At 43.6% G+C, this 21194-nt stretch carries 14 protein-coding genes; all 14 read right to left on the bottom strand.

Annotation, left to right across the window (positions count from 1 at the left end):
* Positions 1–184: 184 nt before the first annotated feature.
* Positions 185–2788, bottom strand: coding sequence for a sodium:solute symporter family protein (locus SMSP2_RS04160; RefSeq protein ID WP_146682750.1), 2604 nt, complete (start codon positions 2786–2788; stop codon positions 185–187).
* A 14-nt stretch (positions 2789–2802) separates the two neighbouring features.
* Positions 2803–4917: a GDSL-type esterase/lipase family protein gene (locus SMSP2_RS04165; protein WP_186804851.1), complete on the bottom strand. Its 2115-nt coding sequence runs from the start codon at positions 4915–4917 to the stop codon at positions 2803–2805.
* A gap of 67 nt (positions 4918–4984) precedes the next feature.
* Positions 4985–6178 carry a sialidase family protein gene (locus SMSP2_RS04170; protein WP_146682752.1) on the bottom strand — a complete coding sequence of 398 codons (1194 nt, stop codon included), beginning with the start codon at positions 6176–6178 and terminating at the stop codon, positions 4985–4987.
* Positions 6171–7097 (bottom strand): dihydrodipicolinate synthase family protein, encoded by a 927-nt coding sequence (locus SMSP2_RS04175; protein WP_146682753.1) that lies wholly within the window; start codon positions 7095–7097, stop codon positions 6171–6173. Before SMSP2_RS04175 ends, SMSP2_RS04170 begins: the two co-directional genes overlap by 8 nt.
* 58 nt (positions 7098–7155) lie before the next feature.
* The gene (locus tag SMSP2_RS04180) at positions 7156–8661 is read right to left on the bottom strand and encodes a sulfatase family protein (RefSeq protein WP_146682754.1); all 1506 of its coding nucleotides are present in this window, start codon (positions 8659–8661) and stop codon (positions 7156–7158) included.
* A gap of 12 nt (positions 8662–8673) precedes the next feature.
* Entirely contained in the window at positions 8674–10665 is a 1992-nt protein-coding gene (locus SMSP2_RS04185; protein WP_146682755.1) for a sialidase family protein, read from the bottom strand.
* A gap of 18 nt (positions 10666–10683) precedes the next feature.
* Positions 10684–11502, bottom strand: a complete 819-nt coding sequence (locus SMSP2_RS04190; RefSeq protein ID WP_146682756.1) for a type II secretion system protein — start codon at positions 11500–11502, stop codon at positions 10684–10686.
* A gap of 70 nt (positions 11503–11572) precedes the next feature.
* Positions 11573–13906: a LamG domain-containing protein gene (locus SMSP2_RS04195; RefSeq protein ID WP_146682757.1), complete on the bottom strand. Its 2334-nt coding sequence runs from the start codon at positions 13904–13906 to the stop codon at positions 11573–11575.
* Positions 13907–14044: 138 nt separating this feature from the next.
* A complete protein-coding gene (locus SMSP2_RS04200; protein ID WP_146682758.1) occupies positions 14045–14836 on the bottom strand; it encodes a PEP-CTERM sorting domain-containing protein in 792 nt (263 codons plus the stop codon).
* 126 nt (positions 14837–14962) lie between these two features.
* Positions 14963–16033, bottom strand: a complete 1071-nt coding sequence (locus SMSP2_RS04205; protein WP_146682759.1) for a GntR family transcriptional regulator — start codon at positions 16031–16033, stop codon at positions 14963–14965.
* 280 nt (positions 16034–16313) lie between these two features.
* Complete coding sequence (locus SMSP2_RS14795; protein WP_186804852.1) at positions 16314–16472, bottom strand: hypothetical protein; 159 nt, start codon at positions 16470–16472, stop codon at positions 16314–16316.
* Positions 16473–16762: 290 nt separating this feature from the next.
* On the bottom strand, positions 16763–17965 hold the full coding sequence (locus SMSP2_RS04210) for a DDE-type integrase/transposase/recombinase (protein ID WP_186804853.1): 1203 nt from the start codon (positions 17963–17965) through the stop codon (positions 16763–16765).
* A gap of 255 nt (positions 17966–18220) precedes the next feature.
* Complete coding sequence (locus tag SMSP2_RS04215; protein WP_146682761.1) at positions 18221–19957, bottom strand: platelet-activating factor acetylhydrolase IB subunit; 1737 nt, start codon at positions 19955–19957, stop codon at positions 18221–18223.
* Between the two features lie 81 nt (positions 19958–20038).
* Positions 20039–21190, bottom strand: coding sequence for an alpha/beta hydrolase family protein (locus SMSP2_RS04220; protein ID WP_146682762.1), 1152 nt, complete (start codon positions 21188–21190; stop codon positions 20039–20041).
* Positions 21191–21194: the final 4 nt, after the last annotated feature.

Raw genomic sequence — 21194 nt, forward strand, 5'->3', positions numbered from 1 at the left:
TCGAAGTCTAATTATAGCATTTTGAGCCAAAACTTCAATTTGCAATCTCAAGTTCATAAGTGACTGTTTTTCAAAGAGATAAACTGGGTGTTCAGGGTGGTCTAATTCGGCCTTGACAACTACAATCAAACTTAACAAAGATTTACAAACATACGTAATTGCTCAATAAAGATAAACTGACAGTTTAATCGTGAGGAGACCATACAGTGTTTATAGTCAGACCTGATAAATCCTTTTTGTTTTTTGGCAGTATAAACGAGAGCAGATAGCCGCAAATAAAACACGAGAGAATGCCCACTGCAGCGTAGAGCAGGAATGATACCTGAGTAAATGACTGTACCAGAAACAAGATTACCGCTCCAGTTATTGCGCCTGATATTGCTGCAACAGAACCAACTCGGGGTACAAATATCCCAAGCAGAAACAAGCCGCACATAGAACCGCCAAATAAACCAAGAATACCCATGAATGACTCCCATAACGATTTAATGTCCGAGGCGGCAAATAATAATGCAAGCAATGTACCAAGGACTCCAAAAAAGAACGTGCAGAATCTGGCAAGATTTAAATAACCCCTTTCCGTTTTAAGCAGGCCAAAAGGTTTCACAAAATCAGTGACAATAACTGTCGATATGCTATTCATACTCGTTGAAACAGTTGATTGAGCCGCCGCAAAAATACCAGCTACAACCAACCCTGAGATGCCTATCGGCAGCTCACGTGAAATAAAAAGCGGGAAGATAGCATCATTCTGAAAAGTCGGATCGAGCTTCTGGGGGTTAGCTTTATAAAAGACAAACAATGCAGTCCCAACACTAAAAAAGAGCAGAGTTGCCGGTATAATAATAATAGCATTTGTCAAAATGGAAATTCTGGCTGTCTTGATGTCACTAACAGCCAGATATCTCTGTACAACGGCCTGATCAGAGACATAAGGTATAAGGCTCTGGCCGATACCGCCTATTATCATGACCCATAAAGCGGTTGTCATAAAACTTGTCGAGCTGAAATCGAAATTTATAGCGTGGAACTTGGAATTTTCGTTCGCAATAGTAAAAAACTCTGCCGGTCCGCCTTCAATATTTAACAGTACAATTACAAGGCTTAAGAATGCCCCGCCCAGCAATATGAATGTCTGAATAGAATCTGTCCATATTACCGCTTCTAATCCGCCCATTGTGCAGTAGATTATACTCAGAACCCCCATTGCCAATATACAGTAAGAAACAGGCAGACCTGTTATTGCAGTAAGAGCCAGCGCCGGTAAAAACATTACGATAGCCATACGGCCTATCTGGAATAATACAAATGAAAAACTGGCAAACAGACGTGCCAAGATATTAAAACGTTTCTCAAGATACTCATAGGCACTGGTAGCATCGATACGCCTGAAAAACGGTAAGACAAAATAAATAACAAATGGTGTCACCACAATAGCCATCATATTAACCACAAAGAATGTCCAATCGGTAGAATATACTTTGGCGGGAATAGCAACAAAAGTAATGGAACTCAGCATTGTCGCAAAGATACTCAGTCCTGCCGCCCAGCCGGGGAGCCGCTGGCCGCCGCGAAAAAAGTCATTGGTATCTTTATTTCTGAATGAAAAATAAAAACCAACAGCAACCATCGCCAACAGGTAAATAACAAGTGTTGTAAAGTTGAGAAAACCAAAAGAACTTTTTATTTTAACCGGCTTTATTTGCCATATTTTAGGGCTTCGAACCCGGGGCATTATTTCACCGCTTACTAAAACAATTGAGTCATCCCATTTAACGGCAGTTGAAGTAACCTGATTTGCAGGTGCCTTGCCGGCTGATATCCAGGTATCGGTAATAGTATGATATGTCCAGATCTGTTTTGGAAAACCGGGATGATTTAACTTCAGCTCAGCCCCCTTAAAAAACAGTGAGCCATCAGCGCCGCTGAGTATGAATATGTGGCTTTGGCCGACATCTATACCCGACCCGGCCATGACGCACGATGGTACATCCATCTTTTTTTGCCAGGATTTTTCCAGGGGATTGTATTCGTAAACATCTTTTAAGAATTCTGTTTCTGATACATCAGCACCCTTTTCAATTCTCCGTCCGCTAATCAGATAGATACAATCACTCTGCCCGTTATGCTGAGATACGGTTATATTAAATGCACGAGAGGGCCCAGGCCACGATGAGAGCTCTTGCCAGGTAAAATCCTCTGAATCTTTCTGAGACAAATCCAGTGACCAGAAATTATTCATTGCAGATTCCAGGTTTAGAGAGCTCTGTCCGCCTGCCACATAAATAATATCATCTATAACTGCCGCACTTCCATAAGCGCAAGGCTCCGGCAGCGAAGGCAGAGTTTCTTTAATAATTTTTTTATTGTTCCTGTCCCATCTCAAGATGAAAACATCTGAGTAGCACTGCTGCCAATACGCTCCGCCTATACAAACAAGCCCGTTATCTGTTGAGATACTCATTCCATAAGCAATGGGCCTGTCAAGCTCAGAGCCACTGTACCATTTGTAATCAGATTCGGTCTTCTCAAGTATCCATATTTTATCATACCACTGTTTGTCAGATTCCCAGTAAGGTTTCTGGAAATTAGCTCCGCCTGCAACGATTAAAGCGTCATCGTAAACACCGGCAAAAGACCCCGCTACGCCAAGCGACTCGGGCAGATCAGAGAGACTCTCCCAGCTCAAATATTCTCTGGCTTCTGAGGAATCTGAAGCGGCTGCAACTGAGCTGGAGATAACACAGATAAAGATTAAAAATAAAATCACTACTTTTTTGTAACACATTCTAACTTTGCCTTCTATTTATTATTATTTTTCTGAGCGGGCATTTCGAAGTAGAAGGGACTTGCCGGAAGCCCCTCTTTATTTATAAGATTGGCTTTCGGGTTAGGACTCCATGCGTACCGGAGAGCAACGACCCTGTCGTCTTCGGAAATGTCAAGAACTATAGAATCTGCATATACACAGGAGCTGACATCCGACCATAGACCTTGAGCATTTTTTACTTCGAAGCCTTTTAGCTCATTACCGCAAACTGTCGCCAAGCCGCTGCCCTTAAAATCAAAATCAAGAAGCAATTTACCATCTTCCCGCCGCAGCTTTTTATTGAATACAGGACCTGAATAGATCAGGTCAGTTTCACCATATATATTTGCCCTGGCCCACAGGCTCAAACGCCTGCCAACTTCATATTTTGATTTGGGGTGGACATTATTATCGTCTCCTATATCAATGGCAACCACCATGCCCAAAGCCGGTAATTCAGTTAATACTTCAAACTGCATCTGCCTGAACGGCATCCAGTTTCGATTCATATTAGGAAGCTGGACATAATAAAATGGAAAGTCTCCAATCCCCCATTGCCGGCGCCAGCTTGTAACAAGCCCCTTGAACAGCTCTTTGTTTATTTCCGAATCCCAGGGCTTATCAGTATCAGTATCGGTTGCGTTGGACTCACCCTGATACCATACTACTCCCCTTAACACGTAAGGCATCATTTCCTCGATATCGGCATAATATATAAATGTCGGCTCATAAGGATGGTGAGGCAGCATACATTCATCATTTCCCTGCCGGCTGCTCATGTTGAGCTCTGCCCTTTGCCTGTGCCAGGACGGTGCATCAGCATTGAGCCAATTATTCGTCAAATTATAAAGCCGCTCTTTCCGCAATGCCTCTCTGGGCATAAAGGCTTCCATAGGCGCGCCGCCGATAGCATTTTGAATAATCCCAACGGGTACATCCAGAGCTTTATACAGATGCAGCGCGAAATAATAACCCACCGCGGAAAAATCACCTGCACTATCTTCGGAGCACACCTGCCAGAGACCAGAGTAGTAACCGTCCATCTGTATTTTTTCTAATTCATCTTTTTTGAAAACTTTTTTTGCCGGGTGCGGATCAACATCACGTCTGAGCAAACGTATTTCAGGATAATTCCCGGCTAACTTAAGCTGAGCGGCTGCATCAGAATCCGACTTTAACGGAAAACGCATATTGGACTGACCGGCACAAAACCAGACTTCCCCGACCATAACGTTGGAAAATTCAATTCTTCTATCGCCTGATACGCTTAACGTATGAGGTCCTCCTGTTTTTAATGCGGGAAGTTCGACTTCCCAGTTACCGTTGCCGTCAACTATTGTTTCTTTCTCGAATTCTGATATTTCAACAAGGATATTATCGCCTACGTCGCCCTTACCGAAGATGCGAAACGGTTTGTTTCTTTGTATGACCATGTTGTCGCCAAAAACGTACGGAAGGCTTAGTCCGCCAAAGTTCCCCGTTATTGCCGAACAAATCTTTTCAGCGATAATTTCAGCCCCTTCAATGCTGGGGTGTATTCCATCTCGAGCGTAGATTCGGTGTTGTTTATTAAGTTCAGTAAACAAATCTATTAAAGTGATCTTTTTTCGCAAGGCCAAAGATTCGATTAAGGCTTGACACTCTTCGATATTTTCCTGGATCTCAAGAAAAGGCTCATAAGGTGTCATAACAGGCATAAGATTTGTAAGCCATATTCTGGGCTGCGAATCTAAATTCTGATAGGATTGAATGAGTTTTTCGTAACTTTCTGTAAAAACACTCTTGTTATCCGTCCACTCACCGACAGAGCAGTCATTTATACCCAGACTGATTACGACAATATCAGGATTACATTTTAAAGATTCCTCATATTCAGGAAAATTCATATAATTATTCGAAGAAGAGATGCTTACTCTTGCGCCGGGTCGGCCAAAGCTTTTCACCTCGAACTTCTCGCCCAGCAGTCTTTCGAGTTGAGCCGGATAACAGTAGAGGTTCCTTTGTTCTATTTTTGAACCATACGTGATACTGTCTCCAACACAGGCTACACTTATCTTACCGGAATACTCTTCTTCCAATACCGGAGGCGTTTGAGCCGAGCCTTTCAAAAGAAAAAGCAACAATAACAAAGAAAGAGGTATTTTCAGATTTAATATCATCAACAAAGACAAAACTTTATTTCTCAGATGAATCATTAATTAACCAGTCAAGTGAAAACCTGGCAAATGTAAGAGTATGCTTTTTCTCACCATCCTGGGAGGTGTTTCTTTCATAAAGCACGCCTATACTGTCATCCGGCAGCCTGGTCAAGCAGGAGTAACCGGAATAATCCTGGTTAATAGTTTTAGCCACAGGCCAGGTTTTACCTTCATCGAAACTTGCCCGGATGGTAAGGTTTCTTCGCTTGCTTGCATGAGCCGGGTTTGAGTAGAGGATGAGATCTCTTTCATCTCCGTCTTTGGTAGAACTGTAGCGTAATATACTTGCCTGACACCGCGGGTCTATAAGTACATCGCTTTCAAACTGCGGCTGCCAGTTTTCGCCGCCGTTATCCGAGTATGCGATTTCTCGAATACCGGTTACGGTGTTTGTTCTAAGCACAATCATTAGCCTGCCGTCATTAAGCTCTACAACCTGGCTCTCATTGGTGCCGACGCCGGCTCTTGATGATTGCCAGGTATTACCGCTATCATCACTGTATGCGACATAGGAGTCCTGCCTTTTATCGGCGTTCATCACGCTGAAACAGAAAATAAGCCTTCCGGCTTTCTCTCCCCGCTTGAGCTGAACTCCTACTCCCGGAGCTGTCCAAGAAGCAATAAGCTCTTCTGGTTTTATCTGACGTGTTATATCAAGCGGACTGCTCCAGGTAACCCCATCGTCCTTGCTTTGCTGAAGGCGTATGTGAAAAGTATCATCGCCATAACCCGGTTCATTTTTGCCTCGGGCCAGACCCACTCCTTCATTGGCGTAAACGTAAGCCACCCACATAGTATTCGTCAGCCTGTCATAGAATAGTGTAGGATCACCTGCGGCTCTCATCCCCGGATAATCTGCGATTGTCTTTACATCGCTCCAGGTTCTTCCGTTGTCCAGACTGCGTTTAATCACGCAGTCGATGTTGTTTGGAGGATCGCCCGGGCGGTCTTTTCTTGCATCGCAGACCGCCACAACAGCTCCTGAAGGGGTAGTAAGAATCGCGGGAATTCGGTAGTTTGCTGTATTTTCTCTGCCGCTGACAAACAGGTCCAACTGGGCGGGCTCATTCGGGTTGCTGTCCTTGAGAACATACGCAGACTTGCCCATTCCGCTGCATGAGACTGAAAACAATAACAGGATATTAACTATAAAAATCAGTTTCTTAGACATTGATTACCTCTTTAGTGTTTTGTATTGTTTTTCCCCGGTTATTGCCGGTTATCTGCTTAACAAATTCTATTTCGAAAAGTTCCTCTCTTTGACGCTCAATCATTCTCTTCATGGGCCTGAGAGCTATTTGCCCCTGAACTGCTCTGCGGTTAAGTATAGCTGAAAACGCATCATGGAGTGGAAAGTTATTCCGCATATTCATCAGGAATGAAGAGAGCCGGGACTGCATTTGAGAGGCTTTTTCAACATTGCCGGAGGCTGCAGTATCTGCCAGCAGTGATATATATTCAGGACATATCGAATACACACCGTCGAGATTGTCACTGACACCCATCCTTACAAGATGATCAACAAGAAAAGGCTGGGCGGGAATTATGCGGAAATCACTATTGACCTTTCCCATCAGAATACGGGTATCTTCCCAGATGTCGGAGCATTTTGCACCATGGATATTTGGATGTTTAGAGAGTTTGAGAACCGTATCATGGGATATTTTCATGCCGGCAAGCACGGGCAAATCATAAAGATACACAGGTTTGGAAGAGGCATCTGCCAAAGCACTGAAGTAATCTACGAGCTCATCCTGAGAATACTTAACCAGGTAGGGACAGAGTACCACAAGACCGTCAACGTCGAATTGCTGGGCGAATTCGATCCTGGCCAGTGTTCTGCTGTAAGAAGCATCTCCGACACCAATGAAGACCTCGCCCTTCTGTGCAGAAAATTCTGTGCCGTATTTGACGGCATCTCTATAGACTTCATCCTTCAAAAGCTGCATATTGCCCATAGTGCCGCAAATCAAAACTCCATAAATACCGTTATTGAACTGCTGGTCAATGTGCTCTTTAAATCCGTCTTTGTGCAGCGTTTCCTCCTCTGTAAGAGGGGTACATATTGCACTGTATAGTCTGGTTTCCATAATAAAAACTCTTCTTTGTTTCTAAAATTAAATTGCTGTTTTTATGGGATGTAAAATCTTAATTTCCAAAAAAGTATTCTGGATACTCCCATTCAAACTGTTTATCTTTTTTGTAATTATAGTTTTTTAGTCTGTCATGTTCTTTAGTAAGTTTTTTTAATTTCTCAGGGTCAGACAATGGATCTTGTGTCTGTTTCTGCCATTGCTTAAATGCCCTCAATAAACGTTCTTTTTCTACCGAATAATCCGTGTCATACGCCAAATTATCAAATTCATACGGATCATTTTTCAAATCGTATAATTCATATTCAGGAGGATTCAGGTAAGTCTCATATACTTTTTGTATCTTTTGGCCAGCGTTGTCAATCTCCTCCTGTAATACGCCGGCATTAAAGAAAGCATTAAGATGAGTTTTGTAGGCGACGGCACACGGGTTCTTCCTGTTTTGCAGCGGGTTGATTATCAGCTTAAAACGCGTTCCGCGGATCGAATGCTGCTGGAAATAAAAAACCGGTGCCGAGCCGTTAGTTTGCGCATAAATATAATCACGCCAGCGGGTTTTCTCACCTCCCATCAGAGGCTGTAAAGCAAGGCCCGGCAGATTATCCGGCACAGTAATCCCGCAAGCCTTGAGTATTGTTGGAAGGATATCGATCGTTGAAACTAATTCTTCTGGAGCAATACCTTCCTGAATATGTCCGGGCCGAGAAACAATCATCGGAATCCTCAGCGCTGCTTCATAAACAGATGTCTTTCCACGGGAAAACTGAGGTCCGTGATCGCCGATATAAATAATCAGAGTATTATCTTTTTTGCCGCTTTTTTCAAGTTTGTCCAACAACATTCCTATACCGCTGTCAAGACGACTGATAGAGTTATAGTAATCAGCTGTAAACTCACGCAGCCTGGGGTTGTCTATGCCAACCCAGGGCAGCGTTTTAACATCTTTGCCCTCAAGAGGCTCTTTTGGCAGACCATGGTCTTGACGAAGCAGCGGGAAATGAGTATCCGGATAATTAATAAACAAAAAGAACGGTTCTTTTGAAGCAGAAATAAACTTCATAGCCGAGTCCGCATATTCTTCAACGTCTCTTTCGCCTTTTCCGAAATTAGAACTTTTAATCTCATGAAAATCGAAGGGAAAAGCGGATTCGGGATTAACGTGCAGCTTTCCAATAATTCCGGTACGATACCCCGCTTGCTTAAGAAAACTCGGGATGCTGGGAAACTCCCTGTACATGCGATATTTATGAGTGGCCAGACCTATCTGGCCGTGCTGATGAGGATACAGCCCGGTTAAGAAGCTCGCTCGCGAGGGGCTGCATACAGAATACGGAACAAATGCATTTTCAAAACGGACACCTTTCTGAGCCAGTTTATCCAGCGACGGAGTCCGGGCATACCTGTCTCCATAGCAACCTAATTCCGGGCCGGTATCTTCAGAGACAATAAACAAAATATTTGGACGTTTTAGTTTTTCATCTGAAAGCAGCGAAGAAAACCCAAGACTTAAAACCCCCGAACCAGCCATACATAGAAAAGACCTGCGTGTCAGTTTAGCCATAAAAATACTCTCCTAAATTCCATCTTTGTTGTCTGTAAGCCATCTCAAAGAAAAAGAAGCAAAGGTTATCTTTTCAGCTGAATATTCCCGGCCATTTTCATAAAGCACCCCGATATTGTTATCAGGCAACACCGTCAGGCATGAATAACCGGCCGCTAAAGGACTTATTATCTTTGAAAACTGCCAGCTCTGACACTCATCATAACTTAATCGAACTGTCAGATTCTGCCGTGCAACACCACTGGCAGGGTTACTGAATAATATCCTGTTACAGTCATACTCAGAACTATCCGTATATCTTAATATACTGGCCTGACAAGCTGAACCTCCGGTACCAACAGGTTCTATGAGTGTTGAGTCATAATAAGTTGGAGACCAGGTCATTCCATTGTTTGTACTTTGGGATATGTAACGCCCATACTGCCTGCCGCTTCTGATATTCAGCAGGAGATTATTATTATAAAGCTGGACAATCTGGCTCTCACTTCCTACCGGAACTGAGCCTGCAATGTCCCATGACTGTCCATGGTCGTCACTGTAAATTATATGATTGCCGGCCCCTGAGTTAAAAGGAACTACCAGACGGCCCGCAAAGCTGCCTCTCTTGAGCTGAATGCCGACTCCCGGGCCTGTGGCATAATTTGTCCACTCTGGAAGTTTCACACTTGCAGTAATATCCCGGGCTATACTCCAGCTCGCTCCGTCATCATCACTGTAAGTTGTCCAAACGGTAGTAGAAGGAGATGTCAGTCCCGCGATGGGGTTATTGTCATCCCAGCCCTGAGGGTAAACAACGTAAAATAACCATATTCTGCCCGTATCCTCATCTAAAAGAGCAGTGTTGGCCATAGCAGCATCATTGCCTACATCAACAATGTCCTGCGCGGGCAGCCATGATTCACCTGCGTTGTAACTCCTGCGTAAAACTATTTTAGTTGGACTTTTATCGGCAAAACTATACTTCCTGGCCTGTGCAATCGCCAGAATAACACCGTTAGATGTTTTAAGGAGTGTAGGGATCCTGTAGGTGTCAATTCCGTCTTTACCCTGCCAGAAGATATCTGTATATCTGGGGCTTATTTCAGGATACAAAGCTCCTTTTTCTGCCTGGTCGGATGTATCCTCAAGCCACTGATCTGCTAAAAAAGTAAAATCGAAAATATTGATTCTGCAGTCCCGGTTCAGGTCGGCAACGGGAAAACCTGCATTATAACTGCCGCAGTGAGGGAAAATTCCGTATTTCTCCATCAGATACTTTTCGACATTTTCTCTATCAGTTTTTTCAACAGCACCATTGTAAATTATCAATTCCGCTAAATCCATATCAGCGAACCCTTCTTCACTATATCTGCTGCCAATCCGCAACCCGCCCAGAGAACCGCTGCCTGTATCAAAAACTCCTTGAATCGAACCGTTTATATAATGTCTGGAATCCGCACTGTCATATACCAGAGTGTGTACAAGAAAATTGCCATTTAGCACATCCGTGGAGTAAGCCGTCTTATTGGCACCCAAAGTCCAGACTCTGGGATTATTGGATTGACCAACAATTAAATAATGTCTTGATGAAGAAGTCAGTCCGTCAAAAATATATTCATTCAAGACGTTCCTTGTATTTACCACAACAAAGACAGTATTGGGCTGTTGCAACGACGTTTCAAAATTAGTCCAGAGTGAGAACTCCCGATTTTCAAATCTCGGCCCATCACCATTGGCGCCATAAAACCTGAGAGCAGAATTACCCTCAATCAGAGCGTTGATTAAAAACGGCCTTTTTAAGGCATTGTCCTGCTGCAAATAGTGCCCATTACCGGACTGATCCTGCCAGAATCCAACTTCTGAATAATTTGCGGCTTTCTGACCTGATTGCTCAACAAAAACACCGCTGTCCGCATAGAACCAGCTATGTAAAGGAGCCGATTCAACATCCGGCAGCTCATCCGCAAAAACACTGCAACAGAGGATTAAGACAAGTAAAGCAGACAACTCGAGTGTTAATTTCATTCCAAAATCTCTTTCAACTTAATAAACATACCACTCTACTGATGAATTAGTCCTGTCAACAATAGAATTTTTTGTCTCTCTGCGGTTTTCCACATGCCCGTCTCCAAAACCCACGTTGAGCCCTCCAAAGCCCTTCGGAGCCTTTGGATTCGGGCTGACAAGCGGTGTTGGCCGGGAATCCCATACCTGCGGCAATTGCCCCCCCGCCGGAGCGTGGCTGGAAAACCATAAATCAAGCCTGACCTGAACAAAATCGGCTAACACAACATCCGTGCTGTTTGTGCTGAGAAAGGTGTGTTTAAGATTGCGGTTACCCGAATATTCCCAGTTTAATCCCGGAGCCGTTAACCCTGTAAAGAGTGAATAGCCAAAGTTACAGCCCGTCCATTTGACATATAAATATTGGGCATATTTTTCCGCTTCATCATCAGTCATAGTGTTTGGAACACCGTTGAGCCTTGGCCTGAGCCAGGAACGTTTATCAATGAAAGGGCAAAACGTTATATCAGAGGTTTTTGCACCGGCAATAATATATTGGTCGAACATATTCAAAACATCTTTATCGTCTCCAGTATTCCATATTTTAGATGGGAACACAATATCGGGCCTTTCCGGGCATTTTCCGTTATTCTCGGAGGCATATACATTCATTCCGATTATCATTTGTTTAATGTTGCCCGAACATGTAATAACCCTGGCCTGACGCCTGGCTTTGTTTAAAGACGGCATTAGAATCGCCATAAGCAAAGCTATGATAGATATTACCACCAGTAATTCGATGAGAGTAAAACCTGGTATGGTTTTTCGATAAAAATTATGGTTTGAACGGTGTTTCATTTTATTATCTCCCAGATAATATATGCGGCGGCTCCGTGCCGCCGCATATCAAATTGCCAAATTAACAATATTACTCAATATTCGCAGGATCTGTATCATTGAGCCAATCCAGGGCAAAAGATTTCAAATCCTTAGAACCTACAATTCCGTCCTCATCGAAATCCATAGGCGCCGGAGCCGCCCAGGCACCCGGGTCAATACGGAGGTAATCCATCTCATAAGTACCATTAACAGAGCTGTCTATATCACCAATGTAGTAACGGTGAGGCCCCGAAGGTGTCCAGGTCACATCAAGACTATCACCTATAAGAACACCATCTTTCCAGACAGAACTCTTTGTCGGCTCGTCAACATGGCGGGCAATCCGGAAGCTATGGAAACCATCAGTATTATCAGATGTATCCAATACTATATTATCTCCGCCATCGACATAATAAGTAACATGAGAAGCCCCAATGAAGACAACATCGGTATTCACACTGTCGTAAGGACTGACCTGTATCTTGAAAGCTCCGTTAGAACCTGTGTCAGAGGTTATTTTTATACTGAACTCTGTGGTAAATCCTGTTGCCGCGTTAATATCAGGCTGCGGCCAAAAGGCCTGATCCCAGTTGTCATCATTGGCCAATAACGAACCGCTTACATCGCTGATATTCACCAAAGTTCCTTCAGTGCTGAGTTCAAAGTGATTTGAGCTGCTTCGAACCCAGTCAATCTGACCATCATTATCCTCATCTACGCCGTTGGCTACATCCCAGGGGTAGTAGTCCATTTCCCAGCCATGGGCGAAGTCTGCAGAGGGTTTAATGCCGGATAGACTGCTTATTCCAATAGAAGCAAAATCATCAAGCCAGCTCTGGCCGAATTTGGCATAATCCATGAAATTAACTATGCAGTTTTTGTCAAAGTCCATCGGACTGTATTGTGTATAAGATGCTCCGCAGAACGGTGTAATGTTGTACTTCTGCATCAACGAGGCTTCGACAGCTTTTCGCGAATCAGCATCCAAAGCACCCTCATAAACCAGGAGCTCTGCAATCCAGCCGTCCATCGTATTGGAACCGGAATAACGCGAACCAACAGTAAGTCCTTCGAATGCATCTACACCGCTGAAACCATATTCATCGGCTGTAAAACCATCTATAAACAGTTGTGAAAACTCTTCATTAAACACTGCACTGAACACTTGCCAGACTCCAACATCAACACCAACACTGTCAAATTCAGGAACCTGCAGTCTGTGTGTATCTGTTAAACCGTTAGCTGAAACACCCCGCCGGGCATTATCACTGATGCCGTCAAAGAGGTAGCTTGAAAATCCGTGAGTGTCTCTGCGGGCTACTACAAAAAAAGTGGTAGGGCCGGCCTGGGTGCTTGGAATAGCTGAACTCTGCAGGTGAGTACCAGAAGAGCTTCCTTCGGGCAGGTTGAAACGAATAACATTCTTAAGTCCCGAACCTTCTCCAAAATCGTACTGTTCAAGTTGTGGATAACCAGAGGCATCACCCATATCGACCTCCACAGCGGCAAGGTCCAGCGGGTAATCCACGTCATCGACCTGATCGTTCCACACAAGTACATTGGTTCCGTCTGCTGTTATATCGGTTCCGTCAAATTGAGCAACCAGTGTCCCTGCACCTGTATTGACCGGCTGAGATTCCTCACCGGTGATATTATATTTCTGTGACAGATAATCGTTTACCAGCGTGATGTCGCTCTCTGTCAGACTGCCTTCATAGATAATCATCTCCGCCACATAAAACCAGCCGTAAAGACTTCCGGAATAACGGGAACCCAGCCTTAAACCCCATCCAAAGTTACTAGCACCGGCACTGCCGGCAGCCTGGAGAACACCATCAGTGTAATACTGCGAGGAGGTGTCATTATAAACCAAAGTATGATTTATCCAGGTCCTAGGTTTTGAATGGTCTTGCCAAAAATAACTTCCTGACCACATCACATTCAAACCATCGGCAACCATAAACGCCTGCCTGTCATCAGATGTAATACCGTCTATGTAATAACCGTTTTCTCCCAGATTATAAGCTACTAAGAATACAGTGTTGGGCTGAGTGAGGTATTGATTGAAACCAAAGTCAAGATAATTTGCGCCAAAAAATCGCAAAACCGGCTTGCCGTTAACAGCATTATCAAGGAAAGTCGGCTTACTTTCACCTGTAGAGTCAAAATTATTGGCGTTATTGCCGTTGCCGCTTTGATCCTGCCAGTAACCGACCAAGTCGCCATCGCTTGCCTGTGAACCGCCTTGCTGGATATAAACACCAGAATCAGCACTTACATGTGTAAATATATCGCCGCTGTTTACAGCCGGTAAATCCGCACTGACAGCAACTGCTAACGTCAGTGAGAAAAAAAACATTGTTAAAATTTGAAATAATTTCATTTTTGTCTCCTTGCTTTCTTTTTTGTGAAAGCCCAAAGAGCTAAGGCAGGGATAAATTTTTACTTAATCAGAATTTACCCCTACCTTTAATTTCAGCTCTGTTCTATTTACTATGAAAAACTAATGCAACAAGCTTGATTACTTTCTATTATGCCTCCTTTTACGAAATAAAGCCAAACCTCCAAGACCAAACAAACTCAACATTGCAGGCTCCGGAACCGCCCATGCGCCGGGCGTAACGCGTAGATAATCCATTTCATACGTGCCGTTAACAGAGCTGTCTATATCACCAATGTAGTACCGGTGTCCAGTAGGTGTCCAGGTTACAGCAAGACTATCGCCTATAAGAACACCATCTCTCCAGATAGAACTTGTTGTCGGCTCGTCAATGTGGCGGGCTATTCTGAAACTGTGAAACGCATCAGTATTATCCGATGTATCCAGTACTATATTATCTCCGCCATCAACGTAATAAGTAACATGATCGGCTCCAATAAAAAGAACATCGGTATTCGTGCTGTCATAGGGACTGACCTGCACCTTAAAGGCTCCGTTAGAACCTGTATCAGAGGTAACTTTTATACTGAAATCCGTAGTAAAACCTGTCTGTGCATTCATACTCGCCTGCGGCCAAAAGGCTTCATCGTAGCTGCTGTCATTAGCCAGCAAACCTCCACTTGTTGAGCTCGTACATGTCAAAATACCCGCGTTAAGCGTGAAATGACTTGAGCTGCTTTGGATCCAGTCTCTGCCTCCGCTGGCGTCAAGATCAACATTAGCGGTATCCCAGGGATAATAATCCATCTCCCAGCCGTAATCAAAATCAGCAGAATCTTTAAATCCTGACAGAGCTCCGCTGGCCGAAGCTGCAATAAATGAAACACTTAAAATAACAACCATTGACTTTTTAAACATTTTTGAGTAATTCACTTTAATTCTCCTTTAAAAATTTTGTTCAAATTAAACATTTCTGCATTAAACAGAAAACACTAACACTTATAAAAAGCTATCCAGGCAAATAAAATTTAACCATACGCGGCCTCCGCATAAACGATATTACTTTGGTTCTACAAGCTTAACCGGCAAAACTATATGCTCGCACGGCAAAGACCTGCCCTCTGTTAACTCTCTGAGTTTGCTAATAAGTTCACTGATAAAAATTTCTTTCTCTTTCATAACACAGGTGTGGGCGTATTTCTGAGGTCGGATATTAAAAATCGCACCTGCCTCAAAAACAACTTCAATATCTTCATTTAATACAAGATCCTGATTGGCACAAACCTTCTCTACCAGGTTCAGCATATATTCTCCGTCAACAATAATCCCGTCAGGACTGCTGCCGTTAATAAAGAGCTCATTGATTCTTGCCACTGTCTCCTCAGGGTTGCCATTACAGATTCTGATTTTGATATCAGCCGGAGAAAGGCCTGCCATACTTGCTGAACCGTAAATTGAATCAATAAATTGATCGGAACCTGCTCTGCCGACATTCTTTATAAGAATCAGCAACTTGCGTCTGCCTCTGTTCACAAGATAATTGACTAGAAGCCGGGCAGATTGCGTGCTGTCCCTGTCAGTTGATATGAAAAAATCCTGATCCGAGTAGAGAGTGCCAAAAACTACGGATTTGATGTTATGCTTATTCAGATAGCTGTACATCTCCCTTGTTCCGCAGATTAGAACAGAGCCAAGAAGGTTACCTCTTTCGATTGCACCGTCAACTATCTCGCGAAAATAATTAAAACCACCCTCAGAGGGTATCGAAATGAGCTGGATCCCCACATTGCTGAAATTTTCGTATATACATTTACTGATTATATCAAAAGAAAGAGCCTCTTCCATTCCCGCAGAAAAAAAGACATAAACAGCATTGATTTTAGACATTCGATCTGGTTGGGACACCCCGGGACCTATAAAGGTTCCGCCCCGAGGCTTTCTTACCAGTTTGTTCTGGCCCGAAAGGATTCGCATAGCCCTATCCGCTGTGGACTGGCTTATACCAAACATAACACTTACTTCATTGGCAGAAAAATAACGGTCACCCGAACGGAGACCCTTTTTGAGAAAATCCATCTCAATTTGCTTGGCTATTATGCCCGGTTTTCCATTTTTCAGCTCTGTAAGCATATGATATTGGCCATTAAAAAAAGGTTTTTACTCTCACGTTTTTATCATCTTTGAATTATTATGACTTATTAGGGTTCAGTTGTCAACATAATTCTTCAGATATTTAAATTTTATTGAAAATTTCTTCGTTATCAACCAAAAACCGAAAACTCTTGTACTTGTCAAGAACTTATCGGACCACAATAAATGCCGTTTACGCCTTAACCCAAGTTTCGCAGTTAGGGGGTTAAATGTGGGTTTTTGATACCGCCAAGGCTGTTGGTTGCCCTCCAAAGGGGTGTTATTTTCTCCGTTGCCGGCTGTAAATTCTTGGCGGTTTCTGCGGTGGCAGCTCCATTTTAAGATGATGCAGTATCAGGTCATGTTCCGGTTCTGGTTCGGTGAACCTTTCCATCAGAAGCAGCCTGCCGTCCAGTGTCTCGAAGGCAACATCAAGCATCTGTATCCGGCACAATGTCTCAAGTACTGCCTGCGCGGTCAGTCCCTAATGTAGTTGTTAAGCAGCAATGAGACCACCTGTACTTGTCAAGCGCTCACGAGACCGCTGAAAAACTCCAGATTTAGCCTTATTTGCTCTTTCACAAGTGTATAGAATTTCTGGTTTGGCGAAATTTGCGGGACAGGTGTAAGCCAATCGAGACAAAATTTGGGCGTAAAATCGCTCATTTTCTGTGTCAGGATGTACATCCCCCACAAATGATTGGAATTGACTTGTTAATTTAATAGTTCTCAACCAGCTTCTTTGAGCCGATATCCAGTAATTCTGGCCTGACAGAAATAGCGTGTTTCAATATTGTCTGGAACAGTCTTGGCATCACGCTTTGGAGCCTCTTGCAGGTTACCGAAGAATACGTCGTCCGGCCGATTACCGTCTAAAGCCATATGCGGCCTCCAGGAATTGTACCAAACCTGGAATTCATTGCATAAATCATGCAGATGGTCGATGCCTCTGATGATAAGAACATGATTGAGCCATTCTGATTTTAGGGTTAAATTTGCTCTTTCAGTTACAGCGATCGAACCTTTCTTTCCGATGGCTCCAAGTCTGTGTTTTATATGGTTGTTATTCTTCAGGCATTCTGCGAAAGCCTCAGATATGAATGCACTGCCCTGATCGGAAATGATGTGCTTTGGAGAACCGTACTTCTCGATTGCATCCTCCATGGCATTGACTACCCAACCGGCATTGGGCCCTTCCAACGGTACTGCAGCCGTTATCTTGCGTGAGAAGTGATCTATTATTACTACAACATGCACCGCCAATAAGCCCCATTGATAGACCATTGTTGTATCTATCGACCAGACATGGTTTGGATACCAGGCTGGGATTGAACGAGCCTCGGTTTCATCTTCTGTTTTCTTTGGTTTAGATGCTTTACGTGGTGGTTTTCGCGGTTCCGGCCTGTTGAGGATATTCCGCACAGTTGAGGCTGAGAGAAATATGCCCAGGAGTTTGAGCTGGTTGGCGACTCTGACCCTGCCCCACCCTGCATTTGATTTTGTTATCTTCCAGACCAGAGCAGCCAGCTCGGTGGGTGTTATGTTTGCAGGGACAACTGCCTGAACTTTTTCTTCTATATTCTTAAGCCAGCGATAAAGCGTTGACCTTGCTATGCCGAGGTGCTCGGTGACTCTTCGCCTGGGTATCTGGAAGGTTTCCATATAGCATAGAATGAACAGCTTTTCGCGAATAGTATAGCGTTTTTTATTGTTCTGCTTTTTAAGAGCCTTCTGCAATATCGATACCTGGGTTTGAAGCTGGCTTACCTTGTCTCGAAGAAAGATAAGCTCTTTATGTTTTTCCTCAATATCCATACCGGCAAGCCGTTTGAAGCTTCGTTTTCGCGCCCTTCCAGAAAACCCGGCAGCAAGAACCGCGGCCTTCACAATCAACCTCACAGCAATGTTGATAATCTCGATGTTTTGGGACATATTGTTTTGCTCATAATGCTTAATAAAGGTGTAATTTTTCATAAAACAAGAGCTGAATTATAGTGAATCTACCCGAAAATGCAAATTATGTATCTAAACACATAAGTGACTGTTTTTCAATGAGATAAACTGTATACCATAGGTGGTCCTACTTCCTCTTGACAACTACATAATATCAGCATAATTCAAGAGAACTATGAATATTTTTACACCACGCCCTAACAGTCAGTATTTTTTGGATGACTGTAAAAGTTACTACTCTCCCATCAATTTTTTGATGGTTGGCTCCATTGCTTCTGCCCAGATTTGATATCCTTTTTCGTTTGGATGGATAAGGTCAGGCATTATATCTTTAGACAGTATTTCATTTTCATCAAGAAACTTATGATTTATATTAAGATAGTATATCCATTTTCCATCAGCTATTTCCGAAGCGATCTTCGAGGCTGTCGCGTTTAAATTCCGCTTGTATGAAGGCTTCTCGTCTCGAGGAAATATTGAAAGAAGAAGCACCTTGGTCTCGGGCAACTTCGATCTGAGTCTTTTGCATATAGCAATGATGCCGTCAGCTATTTCCTCGGTCGTGTTTCCGTTTCTAAGATTTGTATTGTTAGTGCCTATCATAACAACTGCAAGTTTTGGATTGATCCCGTCGATCTCACCATTTTCAAGCCGCCAAAGGACATGCTGGGTACGGTCACCTCCGAAGCCCATATTAACGGCATTTCTGGAACTGTAGTATTCATCCCAAACCGCTTTACCGGTACTGTCCCAGCGATGAGTGATGGAATCGCCAATCATGATAAGATCGACGTTGCCATTTTTCACACGTTCAACAATATCTTGATGTCGCGGCATCCACCAATCTCTTTTGGGGTTGTTCTGGGGTACGGGAGTAATCGCAGAATGAACGGCTCCATTTCTGTCTTCGAATAAATGCTTATGAAGCCATGCATACGCAAAAAACCTTGAGTCCCGCTTAAATGTATGCCCACAGTTTTGCTGGAGCACAGCAAAAGAGCCCCCGCCTTTCTGCTTAAAATAGTCATTTATGACTCTGAAGCCCTCCAGCTGGTTCGTCCATTTTTCTGCGTAATCTTCCGAGTCATTCGCAGCTTTTATGTGTAAAATTGATCTCGGTGCTGCAGCCATAAGTCCGACATTGAACATGTTATGCATGTTTTTAGCGTTATCTGCTTTAAGAAACTGTACGAGACGTTTTTGCTCTTCCCAGATGTATGGAATAAATCTTAATGTGCCCCCTGCATTGGCCACACCTGCTTTTATTCTGGTATCCATCGGCATCGTATTCATAACCGTCCAGGCGCCTAAGGAATGCCCTATTATTCCTATGTTATCACTGTCAACATTATCAAATTCAACCAGCATATCCAATGCCCGCTTTATGTCCCAGATCTGCTTGCCATGAGGGAACCGTGCATTGGGCCACTTCTTGAGCCATTTCTGCTTAAAGTCTGCAACGTGTTCAAAATTGTATCTGGTAGCCGGTTTGTCTATCAAGACTCTTTCGCCGTATCCGGCCATATCAGGAGCAAAGGTAATAAATCCAAGTCGAACAAGATCCAGGGCGTGTTGCCTCTGTCTTTTATATTCTTCATCTCTTGAGCTTAGCCCAGCAACGGCCTTTTTGCCCTCTCCTGTTGTCGAATGAGGACACAGCACCAGCGGCAGGGGCTTTTCTTTAGTCGGCATAGGCTTTGGGAATAGGATATACGCATATGATTTATCGTCTTTTTCAACCATATAGCTTACATGCCATCTGTAGTGGTCTTCAAGCTCAACCTTCTCAATTATCTGCATATCAGGATCAACAATGTCGCTTTCCTGAGGCCCCTGGCCCCAATATGCTTCCAGCCCTTTAACAAGAGCCTCACGCGGAAGGGGTTCCGCCGCTTTTTGATGCCATTGGCCCGCAAAAACAAACGAAACTGAAAATACTAATAAAAGTATTGAAATTCTTCTAAAACTCATGGATATACCTTTATATAACTGAAAACCTGTTGAGTATGGTATCTGTCACCGATTCCGGTTCAAATTCATAAAAAAAACAAATCACTCTTCATTTAAAATAGATTTAGCTTTTTCTAAAGAAAGTGTCACATTTTGCCCGAAAAGATGCTTATGCAGCCAGGCGCACGCGAACATCTGCGCATCTTTTTGAAAAGAATGGCCGCTGTGCTGAAGCAAAACATCGAAATCACCTTCACCGCCGTTAGTGTCTTTCTGTTTATAATAGTCATTTATAATTCTAAATCCTTCAGCCTGTTTAGCCCAGCTCTCAGCATAGTCGCGGTGGTCATTTTCGGCTTTGATATACAGCATTGGCCGGGGTGCGGTTGCCATGATTCCAATGTTAAACATATTGTGCATGTTTTTATAAGTATTGCCGGCCTCAAGAAAGGCTTGAAGCCTGCCGTGATCTGTCCATAATTCAGGAATGAAATTCAATGTTCCGCCGGCATTGGCCACGCCCGCTTTTATTCTGGCATCCATGGGCATCGTATTCATAACAGTCCAGGCACCCAAAGAATGACCTATTATGCCTATGTTGTCGGTATCAACAAAATCAAATTCAACCAGCATATCCAGAGCCCGCCGAATGTCCCATATCTGTTTCCCATGAGGGAACCGTGCATCAGGCCATTTCTTGAGCCATTTCTGTTTAAAATCTTCTACGTGTTCAAAATTGTATCTGCTCGTCGGTTTATCTATCAAAACCCTTTCTCCGTACCCGGCCATATCCGGAGCAAAAATAATGAACCCGAGACGAACAAGGTAGAGGCCGGTCTGTCTTTGAAGGAGCTTCTGTAATTCTTCTTCAGTGCCGGCTGTTGCGAGTCCTACAACCGTTTTCTTGCCATATCCATTTGTTGGATGAGGACACAGCACCAGCGGCAGGGACTTTTCTTTAGTCGGCATAGGCTTTGGGAATAGGATATACGCGTATGATTTATCGTCTTTTTCAACCATATAGCTTACATGCCATCTGTAGTGGTCTTCAAGCTCAACCTTCTCAATTATCTGCATATCAGGATCAACAATGTCGCTTTCCTGAGGCCCCTGGCCCCAATATGCTTCCAGCCCTTTAACAAGAGCCTCACGCGGAAGGGGTTCCACCGCTTTTTGATGCCATTGACCCGCAAAAACAAATGAAACTGAAGACAAAAACACAAATAAACACAGTGGCAACTTGTTGAATATCATAAAT

This window comes from Limihaloglobus sulfuriphilus (assembly GCF_001999965.1).
GTDB classification, from domain to species: Bacteria; Planctomycetota; Phycisphaerae; order Sedimentisphaerales; family Sedimentisphaeraceae; genus Limihaloglobus; species Limihaloglobus sulfuriphilus.